The sequence below is a fragment of the Leptospira biflexa serovar Patoc strain 'Patoc 1 (Paris)' genome (assembly GCF_000017685.1).
Classification (GTDB): domain Bacteria; phylum Spirochaetota; class Leptospiria; order Leptospirales; family Leptospiraceae; genus Leptospira_A; species Leptospira_A biflexa.
This window is the reverse complement of sequence record NC_010602.1, coordinates 3,401,564-3,421,484: the sequence shown is the minus strand read 5'-3', so window position 1 is coordinate 3,421,484 and position 19,921 is coordinate 3,401,564. Positions and strand designations below refer to the sequence as shown.

19 protein-coding genes are annotated in these 19,921 nt (G+C 39.1%); 13 read left to right on the top strand and 6 right to left on the bottom strand.

The genetic code is table 11. The annotated features are described in order from the left end of the window. Nucleotide 1 precedes the first annotated feature (1 nt). Genes metG through LEPBI_RS16185 form a run of 4 tightly spaced genes read left to right on the top strand, consistent with a single transcriptional unit; the run spans nt 2 to nt 4,307 of the window. Nucleotides 2-2,047 (top strand): methionine--tRNA ligase, encoded by a 2,046-nt coding sequence (gene metG / locus LEPBI_RS16200; RefSeq protein WP_012390228.1) that lies wholly within the window; start codon nt 2-4, stop codon nt 2,045-2,047. Nucleotides 2,048-2,050: 3 nt separating this feature from the next. Further along, nucleotides 2,051-3,349 (top strand): adenylate/guanylate cyclase domain-containing protein, encoded by a 1,299-nt coding sequence (locus LEPBI_RS16195; protein WP_012390227.1) that lies wholly within the window; start codon nt 2,051-2,053, stop codon nt 3,347-3,349. Next, the gene (locus LEPBI_RS16190; RefSeq protein ID WP_012390226.1) at nt 3,346-3,954 is read left to right on the top strand and encodes a phosphoribosyl-AMP cyclohydrolase; all 609 of its coding nucleotides are present in this window, start codon (nt 3,346-3,348) and stop codon (nt 3,952-3,954) included. The genes LEPBI_RS16195 and LEPBI_RS16190 overlap by 4 nt, the downstream gene beginning before the upstream one ends. Continuing rightward, complete coding sequence (locus LEPBI_RS16185; RefSeq protein ID WP_012390225.1) at nt 3,951-4,307, top strand: rhodanese-like domain-containing protein; 357 nt, start codon at nt 3,951-3,953, stop codon at nt 4,305-4,307. The genes LEPBI_RS16190 and LEPBI_RS16185 overlap by 4 nt, the downstream gene beginning before the upstream one ends. Nucleotides 4,308-4,401: 94 nt before the next feature. On the opposite strand, the gene LEPBI_RS16180 is transcribed toward LEPBI_RS16185, so the two are convergent. Continuing rightward, nucleotides 4,402-4,875 (bottom strand): nuclear transport factor 2 family protein, encoded by a 474-nt coding sequence (locus LEPBI_RS16180; RefSeq protein ID WP_012476451.1) that lies wholly within the window; start codon nt 4,873-4,875, stop codon nt 4,402-4,404. Nucleotides 4,876-4,926: 51 nt separating this feature from the next. On the opposite strand from LEPBI_RS16180, the gene LEPBI_RS16175 reads away from it, so the two are divergent. Beyond that, a complete protein-coding gene (locus LEPBI_RS16175) occupies nt 4,927-5,448 on the top strand; it encodes an SRPBCC family protein (protein ID WP_012390223.1) in 522 nt (173 codons plus the stop codon). A gap of 12 nt (nt 5,449-5,460) precedes the next feature. Here LEPBI_RS16175 and LEPBI_RS16170 read toward each other — a convergent pair whose 3' ends face one another. Beyond that, on the bottom strand, nt 5,461-7,338 hold the full coding sequence (locus tag LEPBI_RS16170) for an alpha/beta fold hydrolase (RefSeq protein ID WP_012390222.1): 1,878 nt from the start codon (nt 7,336-7,338) through the stop codon (nt 5,461-5,463). A gap of 91 nt (nt 7,339-7,429) precedes the next feature. Here LEPBI_RS16170 and thyX point away from each other — a divergent pair, with 91 nt between their 5' ends. Genes thyX through LEPBI_RS16150 form a run of 4 tightly spaced genes read left to right on the top strand, consistent with a single transcriptional unit; the run spans nt 7,430 to nt 11,834 of the window. After that, entirely contained in the window at nt 7,430-8,353 is a 924-nt protein-coding gene (gene thyX, locus LEPBI_RS16165; RefSeq protein WP_012390221.1) for an FAD-dependent thymidylate synthase, read from the top strand. 52 nt (nt 8,354-8,405) lie between these two features. After that, nucleotides 8,406-9,119 (top strand): FecR family protein, encoded by a 714-nt coding sequence (locus LEPBI_RS16160; protein WP_041769912.1) that lies wholly within the window; start codon nt 8,406-8,408, stop codon nt 9,117-9,119. Next, complete coding sequence (locus LEPBI_RS16155) at nt 9,116-10,513, top strand: hypothetical protein (protein ID WP_012390219.1); 1,398 nt, start codon at nt 9,116-9,118, stop codon at nt 10,511-10,513. The genes LEPBI_RS16160 and LEPBI_RS16155 overlap by 4 nt, the downstream gene beginning before the upstream one ends. Nucleotides 10,514-10,523: 10 nt before the next feature. Next, nucleotides 10,524-11,834: a protein-disulfide reductase DsbD family protein gene (locus tag LEPBI_RS16150; RefSeq protein ID WP_012390218.1), complete on the top strand. Its 1,311-nt coding sequence runs from the start codon at nt 10,524-10,526 to the stop codon at nt 11,832-11,834. Between the two features lie 57 nt (nt 11,835-11,891). Here the strand turns inward: LEPBI_RS16150 and LEPBI_RS16145 are convergent, their stop codons facing one another. Together LEPBI_RS16145 and LEPBI_RS16140 are read right to left on the bottom strand one after the other, a co-directional pair. Further along, nucleotides 11,892-12,833, bottom strand: a complete 942-nt coding sequence (locus LEPBI_RS16145) for an NAD(P)H-dependent flavin oxidoreductase (protein ID WP_012390217.1) — start codon at nt 12,831-12,833, stop codon at nt 11,892-11,894. 18 nt (nt 12,834-12,851) lie between these two features. Continuing rightward, nucleotides 12,852-13,148, bottom strand: a complete 297-nt coding sequence (locus LEPBI_RS16140) for a hypothetical protein (protein WP_012476448.1) — start codon at nt 13,146-13,148, stop codon at nt 12,852-12,854. A 37-nt stretch (nt 13,149-13,185) separates the two neighbouring features. Here LEPBI_RS16140 and LEPBI_RS16135 point away from each other — a divergent pair, with 37 nt between their 5' ends. Further along, nucleotides 13,186-15,138, top strand: coding sequence for a PP2C family protein-serine/threonine phosphatase (locus LEPBI_RS16135; RefSeq protein ID WP_012476447.1), 1,953 nt, complete (start codon nt 13,186-13,188; stop codon nt 15,136-15,138). A gap of 112 nt (nt 15,139-15,250) precedes the next feature. On the opposite strand, the gene LEPBI_RS16130 is transcribed toward LEPBI_RS16135, so the two are convergent. Next, nucleotides 15,251-16,291, bottom strand: coding sequence for a zinc-binding dehydrogenase (locus LEPBI_RS16130; protein WP_012390214.1), 1,041 nt, complete (start codon nt 16,289-16,291; stop codon nt 15,251-15,253). Next, on the bottom strand, nt 16,288-16,893 hold the full coding sequence (locus LEPBI_RS16125) for a hypothetical protein (RefSeq protein WP_012390213.1): 606 nt from the start codon (nt 16,891-16,893) through the stop codon (nt 16,288-16,290). Before LEPBI_RS16125 ends, LEPBI_RS16130 begins: the two co-directional genes overlap by 4 nt. 98 nt (nt 16,894-16,991) lie before the next feature. Here LEPBI_RS16125 and LEPBI_RS16120 point away from each other — a divergent pair, with 98 nt between their 5' ends. The 3 genes from LEPBI_RS16120 to LEPBI_RS16110 are packed head-to-tail and all read left to right on the top strand — an operon-like array spanning nt 16,992 to nt 19,917. Next, nucleotides 16,992-17,810, top strand: coding sequence for an adhesin OmpL37 family surface protein (locus LEPBI_RS16120; RefSeq protein WP_012390212.1), 819 nt, complete (start codon nt 16,992-16,994; stop codon nt 17,808-17,810). Between the two features lie 2 nt (nt 17,811-17,812). Then, nucleotides 17,813-18,475, top strand: coding sequence for a rhomboid family intramembrane serine protease (locus LEPBI_RS16115; RefSeq protein ID WP_012390211.1), 663 nt, complete (start codon nt 17,813-17,815; stop codon nt 18,473-18,475). Further along, complete coding sequence (locus LEPBI_RS16110) at nt 18,475-19,917, top strand: MDR/zinc-dependent alcohol dehydrogenase-like family protein (RefSeq protein ID WP_012390210.1); 1,443 nt, start codon at nt 18,475-18,477, stop codon at nt 19,915-19,917. The genes LEPBI_RS16115 and LEPBI_RS16110 overlap by 1 nt, the downstream gene beginning before the upstream one ends. Nucleotides 19,918-19,921 lie beyond the last annotated feature (4 nt).

Sequence of the window (19,921 nt, the reverse complement as noted above, 5' to 3'; positions counted from 1 at the left end):
TATGTCGAAACACATTTTAGTTACAAGTGCTTTGCCTTATGCAAACGGCTCTATCCATTTAGGCCATATATTGGAAGCGGTCCAAACTGACATTTGGGTACGCTTCCAAAAGTTGATTGGAAATGAATGTTATTTTTTCTGTGCGGATGATACACACGGAACCCCCATCATGATCGCTGCTAAAAAAGCAGGGAAAACTCCTGAGTCCATGATTGAGGAAGTTCAAAAAGAACATTACAAAGATCTGACATCCTTTGGCGTTGAGTATGATAATTATTACACAACCAATTCGGAAGAGAACAAAAAGTTTTCCGAATCCATTTACCTAACTCTTAAAAAAAACGGACATATCGTTGCTCGTAACATAGAACAGTCGTATTGCGAACATGACAAAATGTTTTTGCCTGACAGATTCATCAAAGGGACCTGTCCAAAATGTGGTGCCAAAGACCAATACGGAGATTCTTGCGAAGTCTGTGGAACAAGTTACTCACCTAAAGATTTAAAAGATTCATACTGTTCCATTTGCGGAACCACACCTGTGCTAAGAGAATCAAAACATTTGTTCTTTAAGTTACAAGACTTTCAAAACCAACTTAAAAACTGGATGGAAGAAGGGAATCGATTGAATGAAGGTGCCCAGAAGAAATTACAAGAATGGTTTACATCAGGTTTACAAGAGTGGGATATCAGTCGTGACGGTCCTTACTTTGGTTTTGCGATCCCGGAAGAAGAAAACAAATACTTTTATGTATGGTTGGATGCACCCATCGGTTATATGGCTTCTTCCTTAAACCATCTGAAGGATGAAAGAAAATTCAATGAGTTTTGGAAAGAAGGGAAAGGGGAAATTGTCCATTTCATCGGAAAAGACATTTTGTATTTCCATGGATTGTTTTGGCCTGCGATGCTTATGGGTTCAGGATACAAAGCACCGAGCCAATTGAATGTACATGGTTTTTTAACTGTCAATGGCGAAAAGATGTCGAAATCACGTGGGACATTTATCAATGCATCCACGTTTGCTAAGTATTTAGATGTGGAACATTTTCGCTTTTATTTGGCATGTCGTTTGGGTTCCGGAATGGAAGACGTCGACATTTCCTTTGATGATTTTGTTTCCCGGGTAAATTCAGACCTGATAGGAAATTTGGTGAACTTGGTTTCTCGAGTTTCCACTTCCATTCTCGATAAAATGGATAGAAAATTGGGGATCTTGTCAACGGAAGGCAAATCATTGGTCTCAGAATTACTCTCCAAAGAAACAGAAATTCGGGAAGCGTATGTGTCACGTAACTATTCCAAGGTGATGCGTGATATCACAGGTCTTGGGGACAAAGTGAATAAGTACGTAAATGATTATGCTCCTTGGAACCTGATCAAAACAGATGTGGAAAAAGCAAGAGAGGTTGTGACCACTTCCCTCAATTGCGCCAAAATATTATTTACTTATCTGGCGCCAGTGACTCCGAAAATTGTCCATTCGCTCGCGGACTTATTTCAAATTCCAAATTTGAGTTTTTTGAATTTAACAGAGACCATCGAAAACAAAGTTCTTGGTCCCTACCAAATGTTATCCAAACGTGTTGAGGAAAAAAATATTACCATTATGATTACAGAAACGAAAGAAACGTTTGAAAAATCAAACCCTGAGAAAGCAAAACAAGATCCATCTAAGTCCAATACAAACGAAGTAAAGTCGGCGACCGTTTCCGAAGATGGATTCATCACAATTGATGAATTGTCAAAAGTGGAACTTCGAGTTGGTCTCATCAAAGAAGCAAATCCTGTGGAAGGAGCCGACAAACTTTTGTTTGTAAAAGTAGATTTAGGAGAAAAAGGCATCAAAAACGTATTTGCGGGAATCAAAGCAAGCTACACAGCCGAAGAATTGGTGGGCAAAAAAGTAGTTGTTGTCGCCAATTTAAAACCACGCCAAATGAAGTTTGGTTTATCAGAAGCGATGTTACTTGCGTCAGGAAAGGACAAAACATTATCCTTGTTTGTTCCTGACCGCGATGCAAGTCCTGGTGACCTTTTGAAATAAACAATGGCAACAAAGTCAGAACAAATATTAAGGGAGAAAGAAATCCAAGGGATTAAGTTTAGTCTCTATGGAAAGATGATTGTTTTTTCCTTATTGACCATCGGTACTTTCTTTGTTGCTCAGACTTTGTTTGAATTATTTACAATCGCCTCAATTTCCTTAGCGCTTAATATCGTGTTGTATATATTTTCCAAATTTTTAAAAAAGGGAAAGTATGTATCCTTTGTTGGACTATTTTGTGTAGCGATTGATTTGGTCATCATCACTGTGTTGCCTTTTATTTGGTACAATGCAGTGGGGGGTGAATCACAAGTACCAAGAACCTATCTCATCAAAACCTATGTTCATTTTATCATCGCAGGCACTCTTGTGATCAATGCGTTCAGTATCCAACCCATTTATCCAATGATGTATGCGTTAGGTGTTGTGATCAGTCAGGCAGGCATTTTAGTGTATGCCCAACAAGACCCTCGTTTTGTGAGTACTGAAAATTTCAAAGAGGCAATCATCGGTCCTGCAGCCCATGTGAATAATTACATCATGTCAATGGGGATCATTGGAGTACTTGGATTTTTTTTGGCATACCTTACCTACCGCGTTAGGCGGACAGTGCTTATGGCTGTTACCAATGAAGTGAAGATGACACAACTCACTCGTTATTTTTCACCAAATGTTGTGGAAGAAATGGACCAAGCGGATGAGGATTTTTTTAAACCTGGTGGCAAGGAATCTACAGTTGCAGTTCTATTTTGTGATATAGCCAATTTTACACAGATTTCGGAAACTTTGGGGCCAGCCAAAACCATGTCTCTTTTGTCTGAATACCATAGTTTTATGTTGGACATTGTTTTCCAAAACCATGGAACACTCGATAAATTCATAGGGGATGGAATGATGGTAACCTTTGGTACTCCAACCGCTTCCAAAGAAGATGCCACAAATTCCGTAAAAGCAGGAATTGCTATGTTACAGGCATTAGCTGAGTGGAACAAAAAAAGGGAAACCAATGAAGAGAAGGCAATTTCCATTCGCATCGGAATCCATTATGGACCTGTGATCGTTGGAAATGTGGGGATCGAAAAACGTTTAGAATACACAGTGATTGGTGATACAGTGAATGCTGCCAGCCGATTGGAAACACTTGGCAAAGAATTAAAACGAAATTTTTTGATTTCTAAGGAATTATACGATCACATCTCTCAAGAATTAAAACAATCATTGAAAATGAAAACGATGGGAACCTTATCTCTGCGTGGCAAAACCAAAACCACTGAAATTTTAGCAATTGAGGTTCCTTCATGATTCAAGTTCCAACTGGAAAAGATATCGTTTTACTTTCAAAACGATCGTATTTATCTCCTGAAGTTTCTCTGCAAATTCTTAACTTGGCCCAAACTCAGGATTTTTTAAACAGATTTGATTATACAAAAAAACAATTATATGTGGATTGTGATGAAGATACCTTTCTGGAAGTTTCCCCCGAAGAAAGATCATTCGCTAAACAATTGTTATGGGAAAATGGAACACTTAAAGTTTCGAAGGAAACATTTGATTCGATCTTAGACAGTATGCCACCCTTATCTCCCTTTTTAGCTCAGGATTTGACTGGTAAAGATTTGATGTTGGCTTGGGGGAAAAAGGAAAGTCTCATCCATGCCATCGAATCTGGGAATGGAACCTATTTCAGTCGATCAAGGAATGGAAAGTGGGTAAAGGGAGAAGAGTCAGGGCACTTTCAAAAATTGAAACAGATTTATGTTCACTCCAATCCTTTTTTTGTCAAATATATCACCGATCAAATTGGTGCCGCCTGCCACACAGGTTATTATTCCTGTTTTTTTAGAGAACTCGGTCAGAATGAATCTGTTTCATTCGTCTATTCTAATAAAGTCGGAGAGTCAGTTTGAATCGAATGATCCTAATCATCATTGCCATTGTTGCTGTTTTATTCATTGTTTACCAATTGAGAAATGTTTCGGGTATGGACCAGTCACAACTCAAAGAAAAAATTGATGCTGGTGCTCTTGTGGTGGATGTTCGCACAGTAACAGAATTCAATTCTGGTCATTTTCCCAATGCACGTAATATTCCAATTGATGAAGTTTCCAAACGAGTGGATGAGTTTGGTGACAAAAACCAAACCATCATCGTCTATTGTGCGTCAGGTGGACGGAGTGGTAGTGCGAAATCCTTTTTAGAATCCATTGGATACAAACAAGTGATCAACGCCGGTGGACTTTCGAATATGCCAAATCCGTAATTGGATTTGGCAAGTTTTCTATTATCTAGATTTTTTTCCCTTTCAGATCTCGATTTCCAATTTCCATTTCATCGAAATTCATCTCCAACCAAAACTACATACGTTTGCGTTTCATATAAAGTTGTAATCCGGTGACTGCTTCTTTTTTGACTTTGTTCCCGAGGGCTGGCCACCATCCAAGTAGATACCCAACAGGTCCCATTGCCATTCCAAGCCACTTCCACATAGAAAAATGATCTTTGTGTTGGATGATTTTTCCATCTTGAAAGGTAAACTTTGCATGGATTTTATTTTGAACGAGCCGTCCCGTTTTGCTGAAACTGTAATCTGCTTCCCAATCCGCCGATCCTTCTTTCTCATTTGCTTTGATATTGGAAAAACGAATGGTTAAATTTTGGCTCCTTTCGAGTAACATGAGCCACATTGCACCTGCTTCCTTTCCCTTTAATTTCCCAAATGCTGGGTCTTCAAATTGGATCTCTGGATGGTAAAGGGAAACCATGGTTTGCCCATCTTTGTTTTGGAAGGCTGTGTAAAACTTTTGGATCAACTCTTCATTTGCGTTCATTGTGGAAAAGATTATGATTGATCCTTTGGCCACTTAGCAAGAAAAAAAGCTATGAAGCGGATCCTACTTTTTGCCTTTGGAACGAGTTTTTTACTCATTGGCCTTGTTGTTCTATTTTTGGCGGTTGGTTATTTCCAAGATCCAAAGTTTCATAAAGAAACGAGCGAATGGTTGAAAGCAGAACCAGAAGACATTTGGAATTATATCACAGACATCAACGACCTTCCCAACCGTCGCAAAGAAGTCGTTGCGATTCAAATTTTGGAATCAAAACCTGATGGAACTCCCACAAAATGGAAGGAAACACCAGATATGGGTGGTTTTATGATCTTTGAACTTCGAGAGTTCATTCCGAGGAAAAAGTGGAAAATTGAACTAACCGATGCCAGTTTCAAAATGCGTGGCTCATGGACGTATGTTTTGGAACCAAAAATTCCAGGAACAGTTGTGACCATTATTGAAGATTCAGAGATCACAAGTATTCCGGTGAGAGGTGCCTATTTTTTAGCCGGTCGCGATGCTACACTTCTGAAAGAAATGGAACTGATTCGCAACCGGTTTAGCGGACGTTAGGGGAAAGGAAGGTTATTTTAAACCTTGGATCCACTCATCCATTCCCTTACAAATTTTTCTTACGGTTTCTCCATGGAAAATGATCCCAAGATGGCCTTGTTCATAATAAGTCGTGACTTTGTTTTCCGATTTGAGGTCTTTCAGTTCTGCTAAACTTTCCTCCGGTACAATTTTGTCTACAGTTCCTACCACACTATAAATTGGCATTGTGAAGTTGTTTAAAAAATTCTCTGTATAGTTGATCCGCCCATCATTGGACCAAAAACTTTGTTCATTGGAGATTTGGCTTTGGAAAAATTGCATGATCACGGACACTGATTCTTCGCAAAACACGTCTTCCATGAGAAAATACCATTCAGGAGGAGTGATTTCTTTATAACCAACGAAGTCTTTGATGGTTAATACTTTTGTTCCAATATTATAACTAAAACTTCGTAAACTGGAGTGAAGGTTTAAAATCAATTTGAAGAATTTTTTGAGATCGATGGTTTGGATTGTGGCTTGCATGGAAAAACTTGCCATACTCAAAATCATATCGGAAATCATTTTATGTGGAAGTAAGTTAAATCCTCTTTTTAGTGTATCCAACCCAATGAAATTGGACTTCAAACTGATGTAGTTGGGCGAGGTGATTGATACAATGCCCGCAATGTATTCTTCTGGTTGTGGTAAATTGAATTCTTCTTTGAGTTCTTTGATTTTTTCGTAAGAAGAAACATAAAACCTAGGGATCATGCCTCCCATACTGTGTCCAACGACAACTGTTCTTTCACTTGGATAGTGCCAGCGAATCCATCGTAACACTTCTGGAAAATCGTCTTGGATGTAATTGTCGACGGTCCATCCTTCTTTTTTTCCGTGTTTTGGCATGGTTTGCCTAGACCGACCACGCATGTCCATCAGGAACACTCGGTATCCGTATTTGAGCGCTAATTCTTTTGCGAGTTTGTCCATGACGGAACGCCGGCAAAAAAATCCAGGGATGAGTAACAAATTTTTGCCTGTGTTGTTTAGTTTTTCTGGGATAAAACTTTTGAGTGAAACTGCATAACCATCTGTTGTTGGAATGATGAACGATGCATCCATTCTATATTCAATGTTATATTGGTGAGATTTGAAGATGATGGATGTAACTGGTTCTTTTTGGTCTTTAGTGGTGGTGTAAAAAAGATTTCTTGAATTTGAAACGGTATCCGCTTTTTCGATATTTTTTTGAGCAATGTAATGGTCGTTTCCTGATTCCATTTCCTTTGCCACGACAAACTCAATGACATCAAAGAGTGAATACAATTGTAACGTAAGGGGGCGGATTTGTTCTTCCGAAATTGGATCTTTTGTGATGCCCCATAGAATTCCGATCGGGTTTTCATTCACAAACAGTGGAATCCCGATTGCATGGTTCATTGTTTCAGAAAGTAAGACTTTTTTTTCAGGATGGATCTCTTCTTCTTTCAGATTCACAAAGGTGACTTCAGGGCGGAGTCCTTTGTTAAAATCGATGATCGCTTTTCGAATGAAACGTGCTGATTCATTTCTAGGGTCGGCCAAATGGATGGGTCTCGATTTTTTGATGTATTCTTCGATCCCTGGGATCTTTCGGCGTTCTGCAATTTCTTTGAGTTTAAAGTGAGTGGCAGTCGCCACAATTTTCATTTCATCTTGGTCAATGACCTCAAAAATGGAAAAATTAAAAATGGGATCATCGTTATAATCCACAAGTGAAACCATTTTATTCGTGAAGGATTGCCAAATATTCTCCAAAAATTGGAAGGTCGTTTTGGGAACAGGAAAAATATAAATTTTATCCGGACTCACCATGAGATTTTTGTTACTTTCTCTTGTGGAAATTTTGATCAATCGATCTTCCAATGTATTTTCTTCAAGTGCCATTTAGCATCCTTTCTATTTATCTGCCGTTACTGTCCGCTATAACTCTATTTTCGACTTTTCATATGCCTGTGAACTAAAAAATAAAGCTAATATGCAACAATCTGATTTCGAATCCATTTCAAGAGTATCCGTTCCCGAATTAGACTCCATTTTAGGAAAACCATTCCCAATTCTAGATGATGGATTTGTCAGACTCGTTGATTATATGGGTTCAGATGAATCCATCGTTCAGGCGGCACGCGTTTCGTACGGAAAAGGAACAAAAAAGGTAAATGAAGACCGAGGACTGATTCGGTATTTAATGCGCCACAGACACAGTACTCCCTTTGAAATGTGCGAACTCAAGCTACACGTACGAGTACCAATGGATACTTGGCGCCAATGGATTCGCCACCGCATGGCAAATGTCAATGAATACTCTACGCGTTATTCCGTAGCCATTGACTCTGCACAAACGACATTACCGGGTGAATGGCGTGTGCAATCAGTTGGCAACAAACAAGGAAGTGATGGATACTTAGAATCATCTAAAGGCGACCACCTAACAAAGAGAGAAACAGAGTTCCAAAAATTTGCCAATGATATTTACAATGAACGTTTGGAAATGGGAGTGGCACGCGAACAGGCAAGAAAAGACCTCCCACTTGCCACATATACAGAAGCTTATTGGAAAATTGACCTGCACAATTTACTTCATTTTTTAGCACTGCGAATGGATGACCATGCTCAATTGGAAATCCGTTTGTTTGCGAAAACCATTGGTGAACAAATCGTACAAAAATGGGTGCCTCATACTTGGGAAGCTTTTGTGGATTACCGATTGAGTGCCCTCCACCTCACCAAATATGATACTGAAATCATCGCAGCACTGAATGTTTCGGGAAAAGAGGGAGCAATTAAAAAAGCGATCCAACTTGGAATGTTGGACGACCAAGGCACAACCGCTAAAAAAAGCCGAGAACGTGAGGAATTGGAGTACAAATTGTCTCAGTTGGGATTTTCCATCCCTTGGTAGGGTCTTTGCTTCTCCCTCCCATTTTAGTTTTTGATTGATAATTTATTTCCACATGGTTGTTAGAGTGATTATGAGCCTCAAAATCCCTCTAACCATCCTTTTTTCCCTTCTAACTACTGTTTCCTTATTTGCGGAAGAGTTTGCAGTTGCGACCTTCACACGTGGGAAAGTGAGTTTTTTATCGGCATCTGATACTTCCAAACTTTGGAAAACCCTCAAAGTGAATGATGTGCTCAAACCAGGTGATCGGATCAAAACGGGCAATGGATCCAAAGTTGATTTTTTATACCAAGAAACAGAAATTCGAATCCAACCAAACACTGATTTTACGTTAAAAGAATGGAACTCTGATAAAAAAGAGGCGAAAGCGTTTGTGCAAAACGGAGCTGCATGGTTTCGCGTGAACAATTTTAAAAAAGGAAGTTTTGAAGTTTCCACACCAACAACGACTGCAGGAGTGCGCGGAACAGCTTTTGGGGTATTTTTCGAAGAAAAAGAAAAAACGGGTTATACTTGCGTTTGTGAAGGTTTGGTGAATATCAATGGTGAGGATTTTGCGAAAGGGACTGGTGGAGCCAAAAAAGTAGGAGCCACAGAACTAGAAAAAAAACAATATAAAGATATCATCACAAAAGATGGTGCTACAATTCTTTTGAAAGAAAAAAGAAAGGAATTTCCAATGTTGAATCGATGCCTTCCATGCCATAAACCAATTGGTTGGGAAGATAAATCGTTCACACCGGATGAAACGTACGGCAATAAGTGAATTTTTTTTATAGGTTTATAGTTTTATTTTTCCTCTTCATCTATCCTATATTAGGTGAAGAGGTAATCACAACAAAAAAAGAAGAACCCGATGGCTACTATGGATTAAAACTTGGTGCCATCATCACCCCCACTGCGTCCTTACGGATTCGTGACAAAGCGTCCGGAACCACCGATCTCTCTCCCTCCGATAAATCTGGATTTTCGATGCCTTGGACGATGTTTTCCATTTCCAAAGAATGGGAAGATTTAGGGTTAAAAGCAGAATTTTGGGGCGAAATTTTAAGAAACGATGCTTTGACAAATGATACTTCTGTTGGAACTGGAACAAAGGAAAATCCATATGTATTTTTAGTTAGGCGAGCAAATTTAGCAAAAACATTTGAACTCGGCAACACCAAACACCAAATCCAATTTGGAATGTTTGAATTGCCACATATGTTTTCTGTTTGGTCGGGGAATTATGATTGGCGATACATCGACAAATCCCCTCTCGAGTCCCTTGGTTTTGCAAGAGACCCTGTTGATTTAGGAATCAATTATATAGGACGATGGAAATCTTTTTCTGTGCAGGCAGCGGTTGTAAATGGAGAAGGTTACCGGAATGTTCAAAATACAACAAACACTGGTTATGATGTCATTGGGAAAATTGGTTGGGAGCCCACCTGGACTGAAAATTTAAAAACAGGACTCCATCTTCTTGGTCGTGCGTCGAATGCTTTCGGTTATGCGAGTGATGAATGCCGCGAAGGAAAAACAAAATGCCTTTTGGATGATGGAAATCCGAACACAAGAAGGCAAGGTCCTGTTTCCTTAAACCAAGAACAAGTGGTGGCAATTGAATCTCACCTCCTTTGGAAGGACACCGTCAATTTCGGACTCGGTGGGATGTTCAAAAAACAATTGGGCGGAAAAATTGTGGATCGATTGTCTCCTTACCAACCAGGGGTGATGGTTCCTGAATCTACAGGGCGGGGTGCTTACCTTTGGTTGGGAATCGGAAATGGAACTCTCCGTTTGGTCGCACGGGGGGAAGTGGCAACCGGAGGTCCATCGCCTGGACTCAGAGCCACGGAAACTGTCGAACGAGAGCCTTGGGTGCGTTTCCAACCAGGAACGACCGAACCGCGTTATTCAGACCAATCGTATTACGTGTCACGACAAATCTTTGGAGAGTGGTTTTTATCGGCTTCGACTAGGCTTGCTCTAGGTTATACCGAGGTACGCTCCTATGACACAAAAGGAGAACCAAATAAATGGTATGTAGACAGTACCGGAGAGTCGTCAAATCGTGTCGAATATAGAGAACAGTTTTCAAAACCAGTGGCATTTCCCATCTCCGAATTTGGACGATTGGATCGAAGCATTGTTTTGAAGGCCACAGCCACGTTCTAAGTTAGAGTTTATGTTTTCTGAAATCCAAACCTTCATTGAATCCCAATTGTCCTCGGGGCATTTTTCCATTGCGACTGTATTCTTTTTAGCTCTCGGTGGGTTATTGTCGGGGTTACTCCCTTGTGTGTACCCATTGTATCCCATCACTGCTGGCATTTTAAAAACACGTGTTGCCAAACACAAATGGGCCCATCCGCTTGTGTATTATTTTGGCCTGGCTCTCATGTATGCCATTTTCGGATTGATTGCGGGTGTGAGCGGAGGTGTATTCAATTCCTTTTTACGTTATCCAGAAACTCAATTGGTGCTTTCGATTTTGTTATTTGTTTTGGGGCTTAGTGTTGCCGAGTATCTATACTTTCCATTTTTTTCTGGAGACTTGAAAAATTCAGTTAACGTCAATTATGCGAATACATTCTTTTTAGGAATGGGAGCGGGATTACTATCATCCCCATGTGTGGGACCCGTTGTTGTCTCCATTTTGGTACAATTGGTCACCTACCAAACGGAAGGCTTTAAAATCGTACCAATTTTATTTACCTCATTTAAAATGTTTGTTTTTGGAATGGGTCTTGGCATTCCCTTTTTGATGATTGGAGTCTTTGGACTTTCCTTACCAAAATCTGGGAAATGGATGAAGTATGTTCAATGGGTTCTTGCCATACTCATCTTTTATTTTTCCTATACGTATCTGGAAAAAGCCTTCCTCTTATGGGGATTTGATTCTGGCCTAAGTGCAAAAGTTTACTTCTTATGGACCACTTCCTTAGTCTTTTTATACCTTCTCAATAAAGAAGGTACCCATAGCGAAAGGATGAAACATTCTCTGTTTCAAATTTTTGCCATCACTGGATTTCTCTTTTTATTCTTAATCCTAACCCATTCCATTCTCAAATTGGGACCTGGAATTTCGATGGGGAATCGAATGAGCGAATCAACAATCCAAAAAGAAGAGCATGGGAATTTAGTTTGGTACCGTAACAAAAACGATGCGTTTCAATTAGCTCAAGATAAGAATCTGCCCATCTTTATTGATTTTTATGCGGATTGGTGTACCAATTGTAAGGAATTTCAAAAGCTGACTCTCTCCCATCAGGAATTGAATCAGACGTTTCAAAATGTTGTTTTATGGAAGGTGTATGATACTGATCCCATCTTCGAGGAATTTGTGAACGATCCAAATTATCCTGAATTAAAGATAGGATTACCTTTCTTTTTGATCCTAAGTCCAAACGGAAAAATGTTATATAAATCCAATGATTATTTGGATACCAAAGGAATGATCGAAACCATTCGAAAATTGCAAAAAAATAATGAATGAGTAAAAAAATGCGAATCTTTATTTAAATAAGATTCGCATTACATTTGTTTAGCGAATTTAGCGAGGAAGTGAATTGATTGTATTTAGGTATTCGTTCGCAATTTCTTTTACAATTTCACCTGCAGGTTTGACTTCTTCGATCTGAGCAACACCTTGCCCTGCAGACCAAATGTCTCGCCAACGTTTGTATTCTTGTTCAATCGCTTGTTCGCCACCTGCATGACCTGCCGCAATTTTTTTAGGACTGTCTTCTAAAATATCAGGGGACTTTTCTACAGACTTTGCCAACCAATTGGCAGGAATCCCAGAAATTTTTTCGGTATAAACAATCTCATCTGGACTTGAATCAATTAACATTTGTTTGTATTCGTTTTGCGCACGTGATTCTGGAGTGGCGATGAAGCGAGTTCCAATGTACACTGCATCTGCTCCGAGAGATAAGGCAGCGGCCATTTGTGAACCATTGGAAATGGCTCCAGCGGCAATGACAGGAAGACCTGTTTCTTTTTTAAGATATGGTATGAGTGCAAAAGGGGTAATGGCTCCAGCATGACCACCCGCACCTTGTGATACGGCAATGAGCGCATCTGCACCAGACTTAGCGACAATGTTTGCGTGTTTTAATGTTGTTACATCACAGAACAAAGAAGATCCATTGGCTTTGATTTCTTTGGCAATGGTGCGAGGGGTACCAAGACTTGTAATGATTAGCTCTACTTTTAAGTCCATAACAACTTCAAATTGTTTGGCCCAATTAGGATTATGTTCCTTATGGAGGATCAAATTCACACCGATTGGTTTTTTGGTTTTGGAACGAATTTCGAGGATTCCTTCGCGTAATTGTTCGGGGGTCCGGTAATTGAGGGAAGGAAAACAACCAATTCCACCTGCTTCCGAAACGGCTACTACTAACTCCGGATAGGAGACGAGGAACATGGGTGCTGCGATGATCGGTAGATCAATTTTTAGCATTTCACTGATTTTTGTTTTGATTTTCATAAATCTCCTGTTATACGATTATGGTTGGGTTGGTTTCGGAGTTAGGTTGGGCAGTTCAGATGGATACCGACCAGACCTGGGAATACAACTCATTGCAAATCCTTGGATGATATAACAAATGGAATCTTGCGAAATGCATTTGAGAGACTGTTGGTATTCTTGGCCATCGATCTCTGTTGCAATCGAATAACATTCCATTTTATCTTCTTTGAAGATCTCTTGGGGTGTTTTAGACTCTTGTGCCACGATTGTGGAAAGAGACAATAATAGGAAAGGGAGTAGGTAAAAAAGTGATTGGAATCGAGTGCGATTCATTGAACGTAATCCTGCTTTTCCAATAGGAACAATCAAATTGAAAGAAGTCAAATCATATAAATTCATTCTAATTAAGATTCAATTTGTTCTTTTTTTAATTTCGATTTTATCCTTTCAAAGCTGTTTTGACCTGCATTCTGAAAACAATCAAGAAAGCCAATTACAACAATCTGTGTATTTGATCGACAGATATTATTATTGGTCCGAGGAAGAAATTTTAGACCCAGAAAGTATATTGCAAGAAAAATGGATTCCAATTCCTTCCAAATCTCTTGGATTTAAAAAAAAGGAAAAAGAATATTTATACCTTAAATTTAGTGATCAGTTCATCAGACAATTACAAAGTCCCATTTTGTATTCTGAGATTGCGTTAGAAAGATTTAAAGTATTCCAAGGGAAAGAGATTGTTTACCAATCTGATGTTTCTGATTTCATTTATCCACATTTGATTCCATTAAATTCCGATCCAAAAGGATCAATATACATTCAATTCCAATCTATTTACGAAGGATATATTGGAATTGATCATGATGTGATTTTTAAAAATCATTCGCAAGCACTCATCGATTTGTTTATGGAAAATTTTTCCAAAACATTTTTTGCACCCATATTGCTTGTGTTATCGTTTATTTTTATGGGATTTTATTTTCTACGTAGAAAGGAGATGATCTTTCTAAATTTTTCCATTTTGTTATTATCTGCATCACTTATAGAAGCATTGAATGGTTTTGTTGGGTTTTCACTTCGCCAATATGCGTATTATATTGTTCCTCTTACGTTTCTTAATTTTACATTTTTTCCTTTTGCTTTGTTATTATTTTTGATCAGTGTGTTTCCTCCATTCTTTCGCAATTTATTTAAATTCATCGCGACATTACACGTCATTGTATTTTTTGTTTCGATCTTTCGAAATTATGAAAATGGAATATCGTTTTTAAATAGTGAAGAAGGATATAATTGGATTGTTGTATTGGAGGCTTTTGTTGCGATATTTGCATCTGTTTATGTTTTTATGAAAGGGAATCGTAAACTCAGAGAGATTATCATTGGTATATTGATCATCGTAGTTGCAGGCCTTCATGATACCTTGGTAGATTTGGAGGTGATACATCAACAGATTAGAATCATCCACTACGGATTTTTTCTGATGTTAGGTTTTTTCGGATATTATGTATTCAAACACTACCTTGAACTATTACACTCCATCAATCGAATGAATGCAGAGTTGAGAACCAAAAACAAGGAATTACAAAGGCTCATCCAAATTGACAAAGACTTAGCCTTGGCTCATGCATTACAAAAATCTTTATTGTCTTCCAAATACAATGAAGACGATAAAATTCGAATCATTGGATTTTCTCAGAATTTAGAGTCGGTTGGCGGAGATTACTTTGATCATACCAAAGATAGTATGGGAAATTGGGCCTTCCTCATTGCCGATGTTTCGGGACATGGAATTTCTTCTGCGATGGTTGCCGCTATGTCTAAGATGGCCTTTGTCGGAGCTGGTCCATATTTACAATTTCCAGCAAGGGTTTTTCATTTGATGAACCGACATTTAGTCGGAAAAACGAAAAATTTGTTCATCACTGCATCGTATCTCTTCATTGATACAGAATCTTATACGATTACATTTAGTAATGCAGGACACCCAAGTTTTTTTCTAATTCGGAATTCTGAAAAAGAAGTGCAACAACTCACTGCCAAAGGAAAACCATTGGGTCTTTTTTCTCACCAAGCCTATGCGGAAGAAACCATCAATATCCAACCGAAGGATAAAATTTTACTCTATACGGATGGAATTTTTGATCTATTGAATGCAGAAGGGGAAAGTTTTGGGGAAGAAAGACTCAAATCCTTGTTATGGGAATATCGTTTCCACAGTCTTCAGGATTTGTCTTCCATCTTACAAGATACGCTCTTTCGGTTTTCCAATGGATGGAGGCACCAAATGGATGACTTAAGTTTTTTGATGGTCGAAATCAAATAAAGTCAATGGAAACAAAGGTTTCCCAATCTACAACAGATGGTATCAGACAAAACATGTTGTTCCTATGTCGATGTCCTTCGACTAGGACAAAAAAAAGTGATTCGTTTCGTTTTTATGATAACTCAGGGTTGATGATGAAACGAATGGGATTCCCTTTTTTTTCTTCTAACGCATGTAAGAATTCGTTCGTATCTTCCAGTTTATGAATCCCACTGATGGATTTAGTGAGATTCAATTTTTTTTCCTGATAGAGTTGGATGAGTTCTGGAATGGCCCGTCGATCCGAACCATAAGACCCTGTGATTCGGATTTGCCTTTCGATAAGAAAAAATGGCATCGGGATTTCGAGTTTATTCCTTCCAATCCCCACAAGGACAATCCTTCCTCCTCGGTTCATGGCACGAACACTACTTTCAATATTTGGCATGTAACCAGTAAAGTCGCATAATAGATCGATCCCACCCGACTTTTCTTTTAAAACTTTCCCAACTTGCATATTCTTTTCGACTAATATTAGTTCGTCGGCACCATATGCTTTTGCATTTTCTAAACTTCCACTATCAATATCTATGGCATAAATTTTTGCCGCTCCAAGGGCTTTAGCAATTGCCACTGCATGGATTCCGAGTCCACCACATCCGATGATGGCCACCGATTCGCCTGCTTTTAATTCACCTTGGTATTTGATAGCATGGTAGGGAGTGGATACGGCATCAGCAAGGATGGCTCCCTCGGCAAACGGAATTTCTTCTGGTAATAAATGAAGGTACCTTTCTTCTGTTTGGATGAATTCTGCAAATCCTCCTCTTTGGTTGAACCCAATGACGCCGATATTTTCGCAAAGATTTTCTCTTCCTGCCAAACAATGTTTGCATTTTCCGCAAGATGTCCCCGCACTCACTACCACTCGGTCACCTAATTTAAATTTAGTGACTTGGTCTCCAATCTCTGCGACAACTCCTGAAGTTTCGTGACCAGGTACACAAGGAGAATACGTGGCCTTCATTTTTCCATGTAAAATGAAATGAATGTCTGATCCGCAGATCCCACATGCTTTTACTTTCACCTTGACTTGGTTTGGTGGGAGTGGTGGAAGGTCTAATTCTTGGATTTCTAGGGATCTCGATCCCGAAGGTAATACGGCGGCTTTCATAACATAATTCCATCAAGTTCTGATAACATATCACTCGAATCAGTTTCACTGAGTTGTTCTAAAGTGAGCTCTATGGTATCGTTTAAATAATATTTCAAATTTTGATAATCTGATAAAAAGGATTTTAAGTTTGTTTTTTCTTCATCGGAAAGTCGATTTTCCATATTGAGTTTGCATAATGCCAAAACTCCAAATGCAGATTTGAGTTCATCCGTATTGGCGGCAATGGAGAAGAGTTCTCGGATGTCGAGTTCTGCAAAAGTCGGTAGTAAATCGGAGATCAATTCCATGGCACCAATCGGAATCGTACGATCCAACGATTTGACATAATTCACAAGGACTCGGTAACTTTTGGAATCTCCCACATAAGCGAGTAAATAAACCATTCCTGAAAGCAAAACCTTGTGATACCCCCAAGACAAACGACCCGAATCCGCTTCTCTTATGATCTGGTAGATCATAGCCCAAACATTTTTATCATTGTTTGCGGCCAATTTCATCAAATCTAAGAGGCGATTTTCCCAGACAGGTTGGTCCATTTCTGTTTTTAATTGGTCAATGGCTTCTAGGGGAGAAATGGGTAGTGTTCCTAACTTTTGCACAGTTTCCTCTCGACATAATTCTAGAATATGAGACGTATATGTCTTTTCTTTTTTATCATGCTAATGTTTTCCAGGTACGACCGAAACTAGTTGCATAGATGAAACGTTTTTCGGTCATACTACTGCTTCTCTTTACTGCCATGGGGGAGATGACGCCAGACCAATCCAGTTCTAAAGCAACACAGTTAATCCGTGTTAGCTATGGACTTAAGGATAACTACGAGTTTCTTCGGATTTTAAATTCAACCATTAGCAATCGTGGAACCGAAGACCAAAAAAAATACTTCAAACGATGCGTACAACACCATATCGAATCGGAAATCCTCCATTTACAAATGGACTTGGGGAATTCATACGCGGAACTCCGTAGAACCCAAGGTTTACTCATCCAGTTGTACATCCATGTTTTGGAAGATGAAATTGAAGAATTGGAAATTGAGCTGGGTCGTTTGGCTCGCCTTGCCAATGGAAAAGAAAAAACAGAAACAAAACTCTATTTGCGTTTGGGTTATCGGGAAATTGCAGTCGCTAAACAAAAATTAATCATTGGGAAAAATATCCGGCCCTATTTGTATTTGATGAAATTACAAGAATTGGCCTATTCCTTAAAATCATTGAAACAAGCGGAGAAATACATTGTCCTTCTTGGATTATTACACGATTCCGTGGATGAATTTGACAAAGAAAGTCGAAGTTTCGAAGCGATGGTGAATGAAGTGATTCGGATCATCGTGAGTGATAAGGAAAAATACTTACGATTATTGTATGATAGTCATTTTGATTCCTATGGAACTCTCAATTATTACGAACAAATTTGGAAACAACCAGATTTACACGAATTAGCCACAGGGATTCCGAATTTTGACCCTGCTTACTTCCGAAATCCGGAAGAAGCAAAAATTCCAACCTTCAAATAGTTATGCGATCATTCATTTGGGAGTTTCCATTAACTGCTGGTTTTGCTTTATTTCTATTTTTACTTTATCCGATAGTTTCCATATTTATGCCAAACTTAGTTGGTGAGTACTTCATTGCCACACCAGGTGAGTTAGAACCAATCAACTGGATTTTATCCACATTCTTTCATGGGTCTGGGGCTCATTTGTTATCCAATCTATTTTTCCTTTTATTACTCGGTCGAGTTGTGGAAAAAAGAGTAGGGAAGGCGAAGTGGTTACTCTTTTATTTTATGGCAGGATTGCTTTCGGTGTTAGGTGACGGAATCGTTCGTGGATTGATCTTGGGAGATAAAACTCCCATCGTCGGTGCCAGCGGTTCTATTTCAGGTTTAGCATCTGCAGCGACCTTATTATCTCCATTCCGATTTCCGATTTCAAAAACCAAATCGATACCGTTTCCCGTGTTTTTATTTGGTTGGATGATGGTGTATTCCGATGTGACCAATGTGTTTGCCAGAGATAATGTGGCGCATTGGGCACACTTAGGTGGATTTTTTTCTGTATTTGTGACAAGTTATTTATTAGGGGAAAAAGAAAGACAAGAAATCCGACAAGGCTTTCTCCTTAACTTTACCTTTTTTACATTGACGATCATTCTTCTATTTTTTATCAACAATAGGTAATGAATTTAAAATTCCGAGCAAAGGATTACCTTTCCGATGACTCGTTCGAATCAGCGGAATACGAATACATTGGAAATCAGAACGAGGGATGGGAAATCAAACGAAATGGTTCTACCTACCTTCAATTAGGGCCTGGTTACATTCCATTAAAAACCATTTCCTGCGGAGTCTGTTCCACAGACATCGATAGACGTTTTTTACCCTTTCCTCTCCCTCAAATCATTGGCCACGAAGTCCTCGCAGAAGGACTAGAGGAAAACCAAGGCAAACAGTTTGTTGTCGAAATCAACGATACCTACGAAGCAAGGGGTGACAAAAATCCCGATATATTTTGTAAAGAAGGCATCCCAACTCATTCCCCAGAGCGAAGGGTTCTTGGAATTGATCGCCTGCCCGGTGGATTTGGGCCTTATATTTTAGCGCCAATTCATGCCGCCATCAATTTAGAAGGTGTCTCTCCAAAGGCGGCAGTACTCATGGAACCCTTTGCGGCTGCTTTACAAGCCATCATTGCCTCTCCTCCGAAACCTGGAGACCATGTTGCCGTTCTTGGTCCAAGGCGACTCGGTAGTTTGGTTCTTGCTGCACTTTCCTCTTATCGTAAAACAAATGGTTCCAATTTTCGCATTACAGCAATTACTCGCCATGATCATTTGGTGGATCTTTCCAAAGAGATGGGTGCCGATGATGTGATTGACCTTCGCATAACAAATGTTGAAAATTTACAAAACAAATTTGACATTGTATACGATACCACATCAACCACTTCAGGTTTTGAGACAGCACTACAAATTTCTAAAAGAGAAGTTCATCTCAAAACAACAAACGGGCAAACGATGGCTGGTCTCCAACATTTAACAGAGCTGGTTGTGGATGAATTGTCGATTTTACCGTATGAGAAAAAAAATACTACGTTTCATTGGCAAAAAGAAACGAGATCTAACAAAAATATTTTTGTTTTTGATGGTGTTTCAGATTTCATTAAAAATGAATTAAAAACAAATTTCAATGTATACGAAGGAAACATTTCGAAAGCAGAATCAATCCTGGCTTCGGAAAGTTTTGCCAACCAAATGCCACGATTTGATTTGGTTGTTGTAGCAAGTCCATCTGAGATTGGGCTCACCATCAGGCCAAATCCCTCAACAGAAAATTCATTGGTTCGTCCAAGAGGAGCAATCCTAGTTGATTCCTCCAATGTAAGCCAATGGCCAGCTGAGTTCAGTTTGGTGAGGGAGTTTTTTAAACAAGGAAAAGAAATTCATAGTTCTCGTTGTGGTGATTTCCATATGGCAATATCCTTATTGAAGGATAATCCAGAGATTACTAAATCTTTGGAGAACCATCTCATCTCTCATCGATTTTCTTCTGATCAGTTAGAAGAAGCATATCTAAAAGCAAAAGATCCATCGAGCGTAAAGGTAGTCGTAGATTTCCAATAACTTT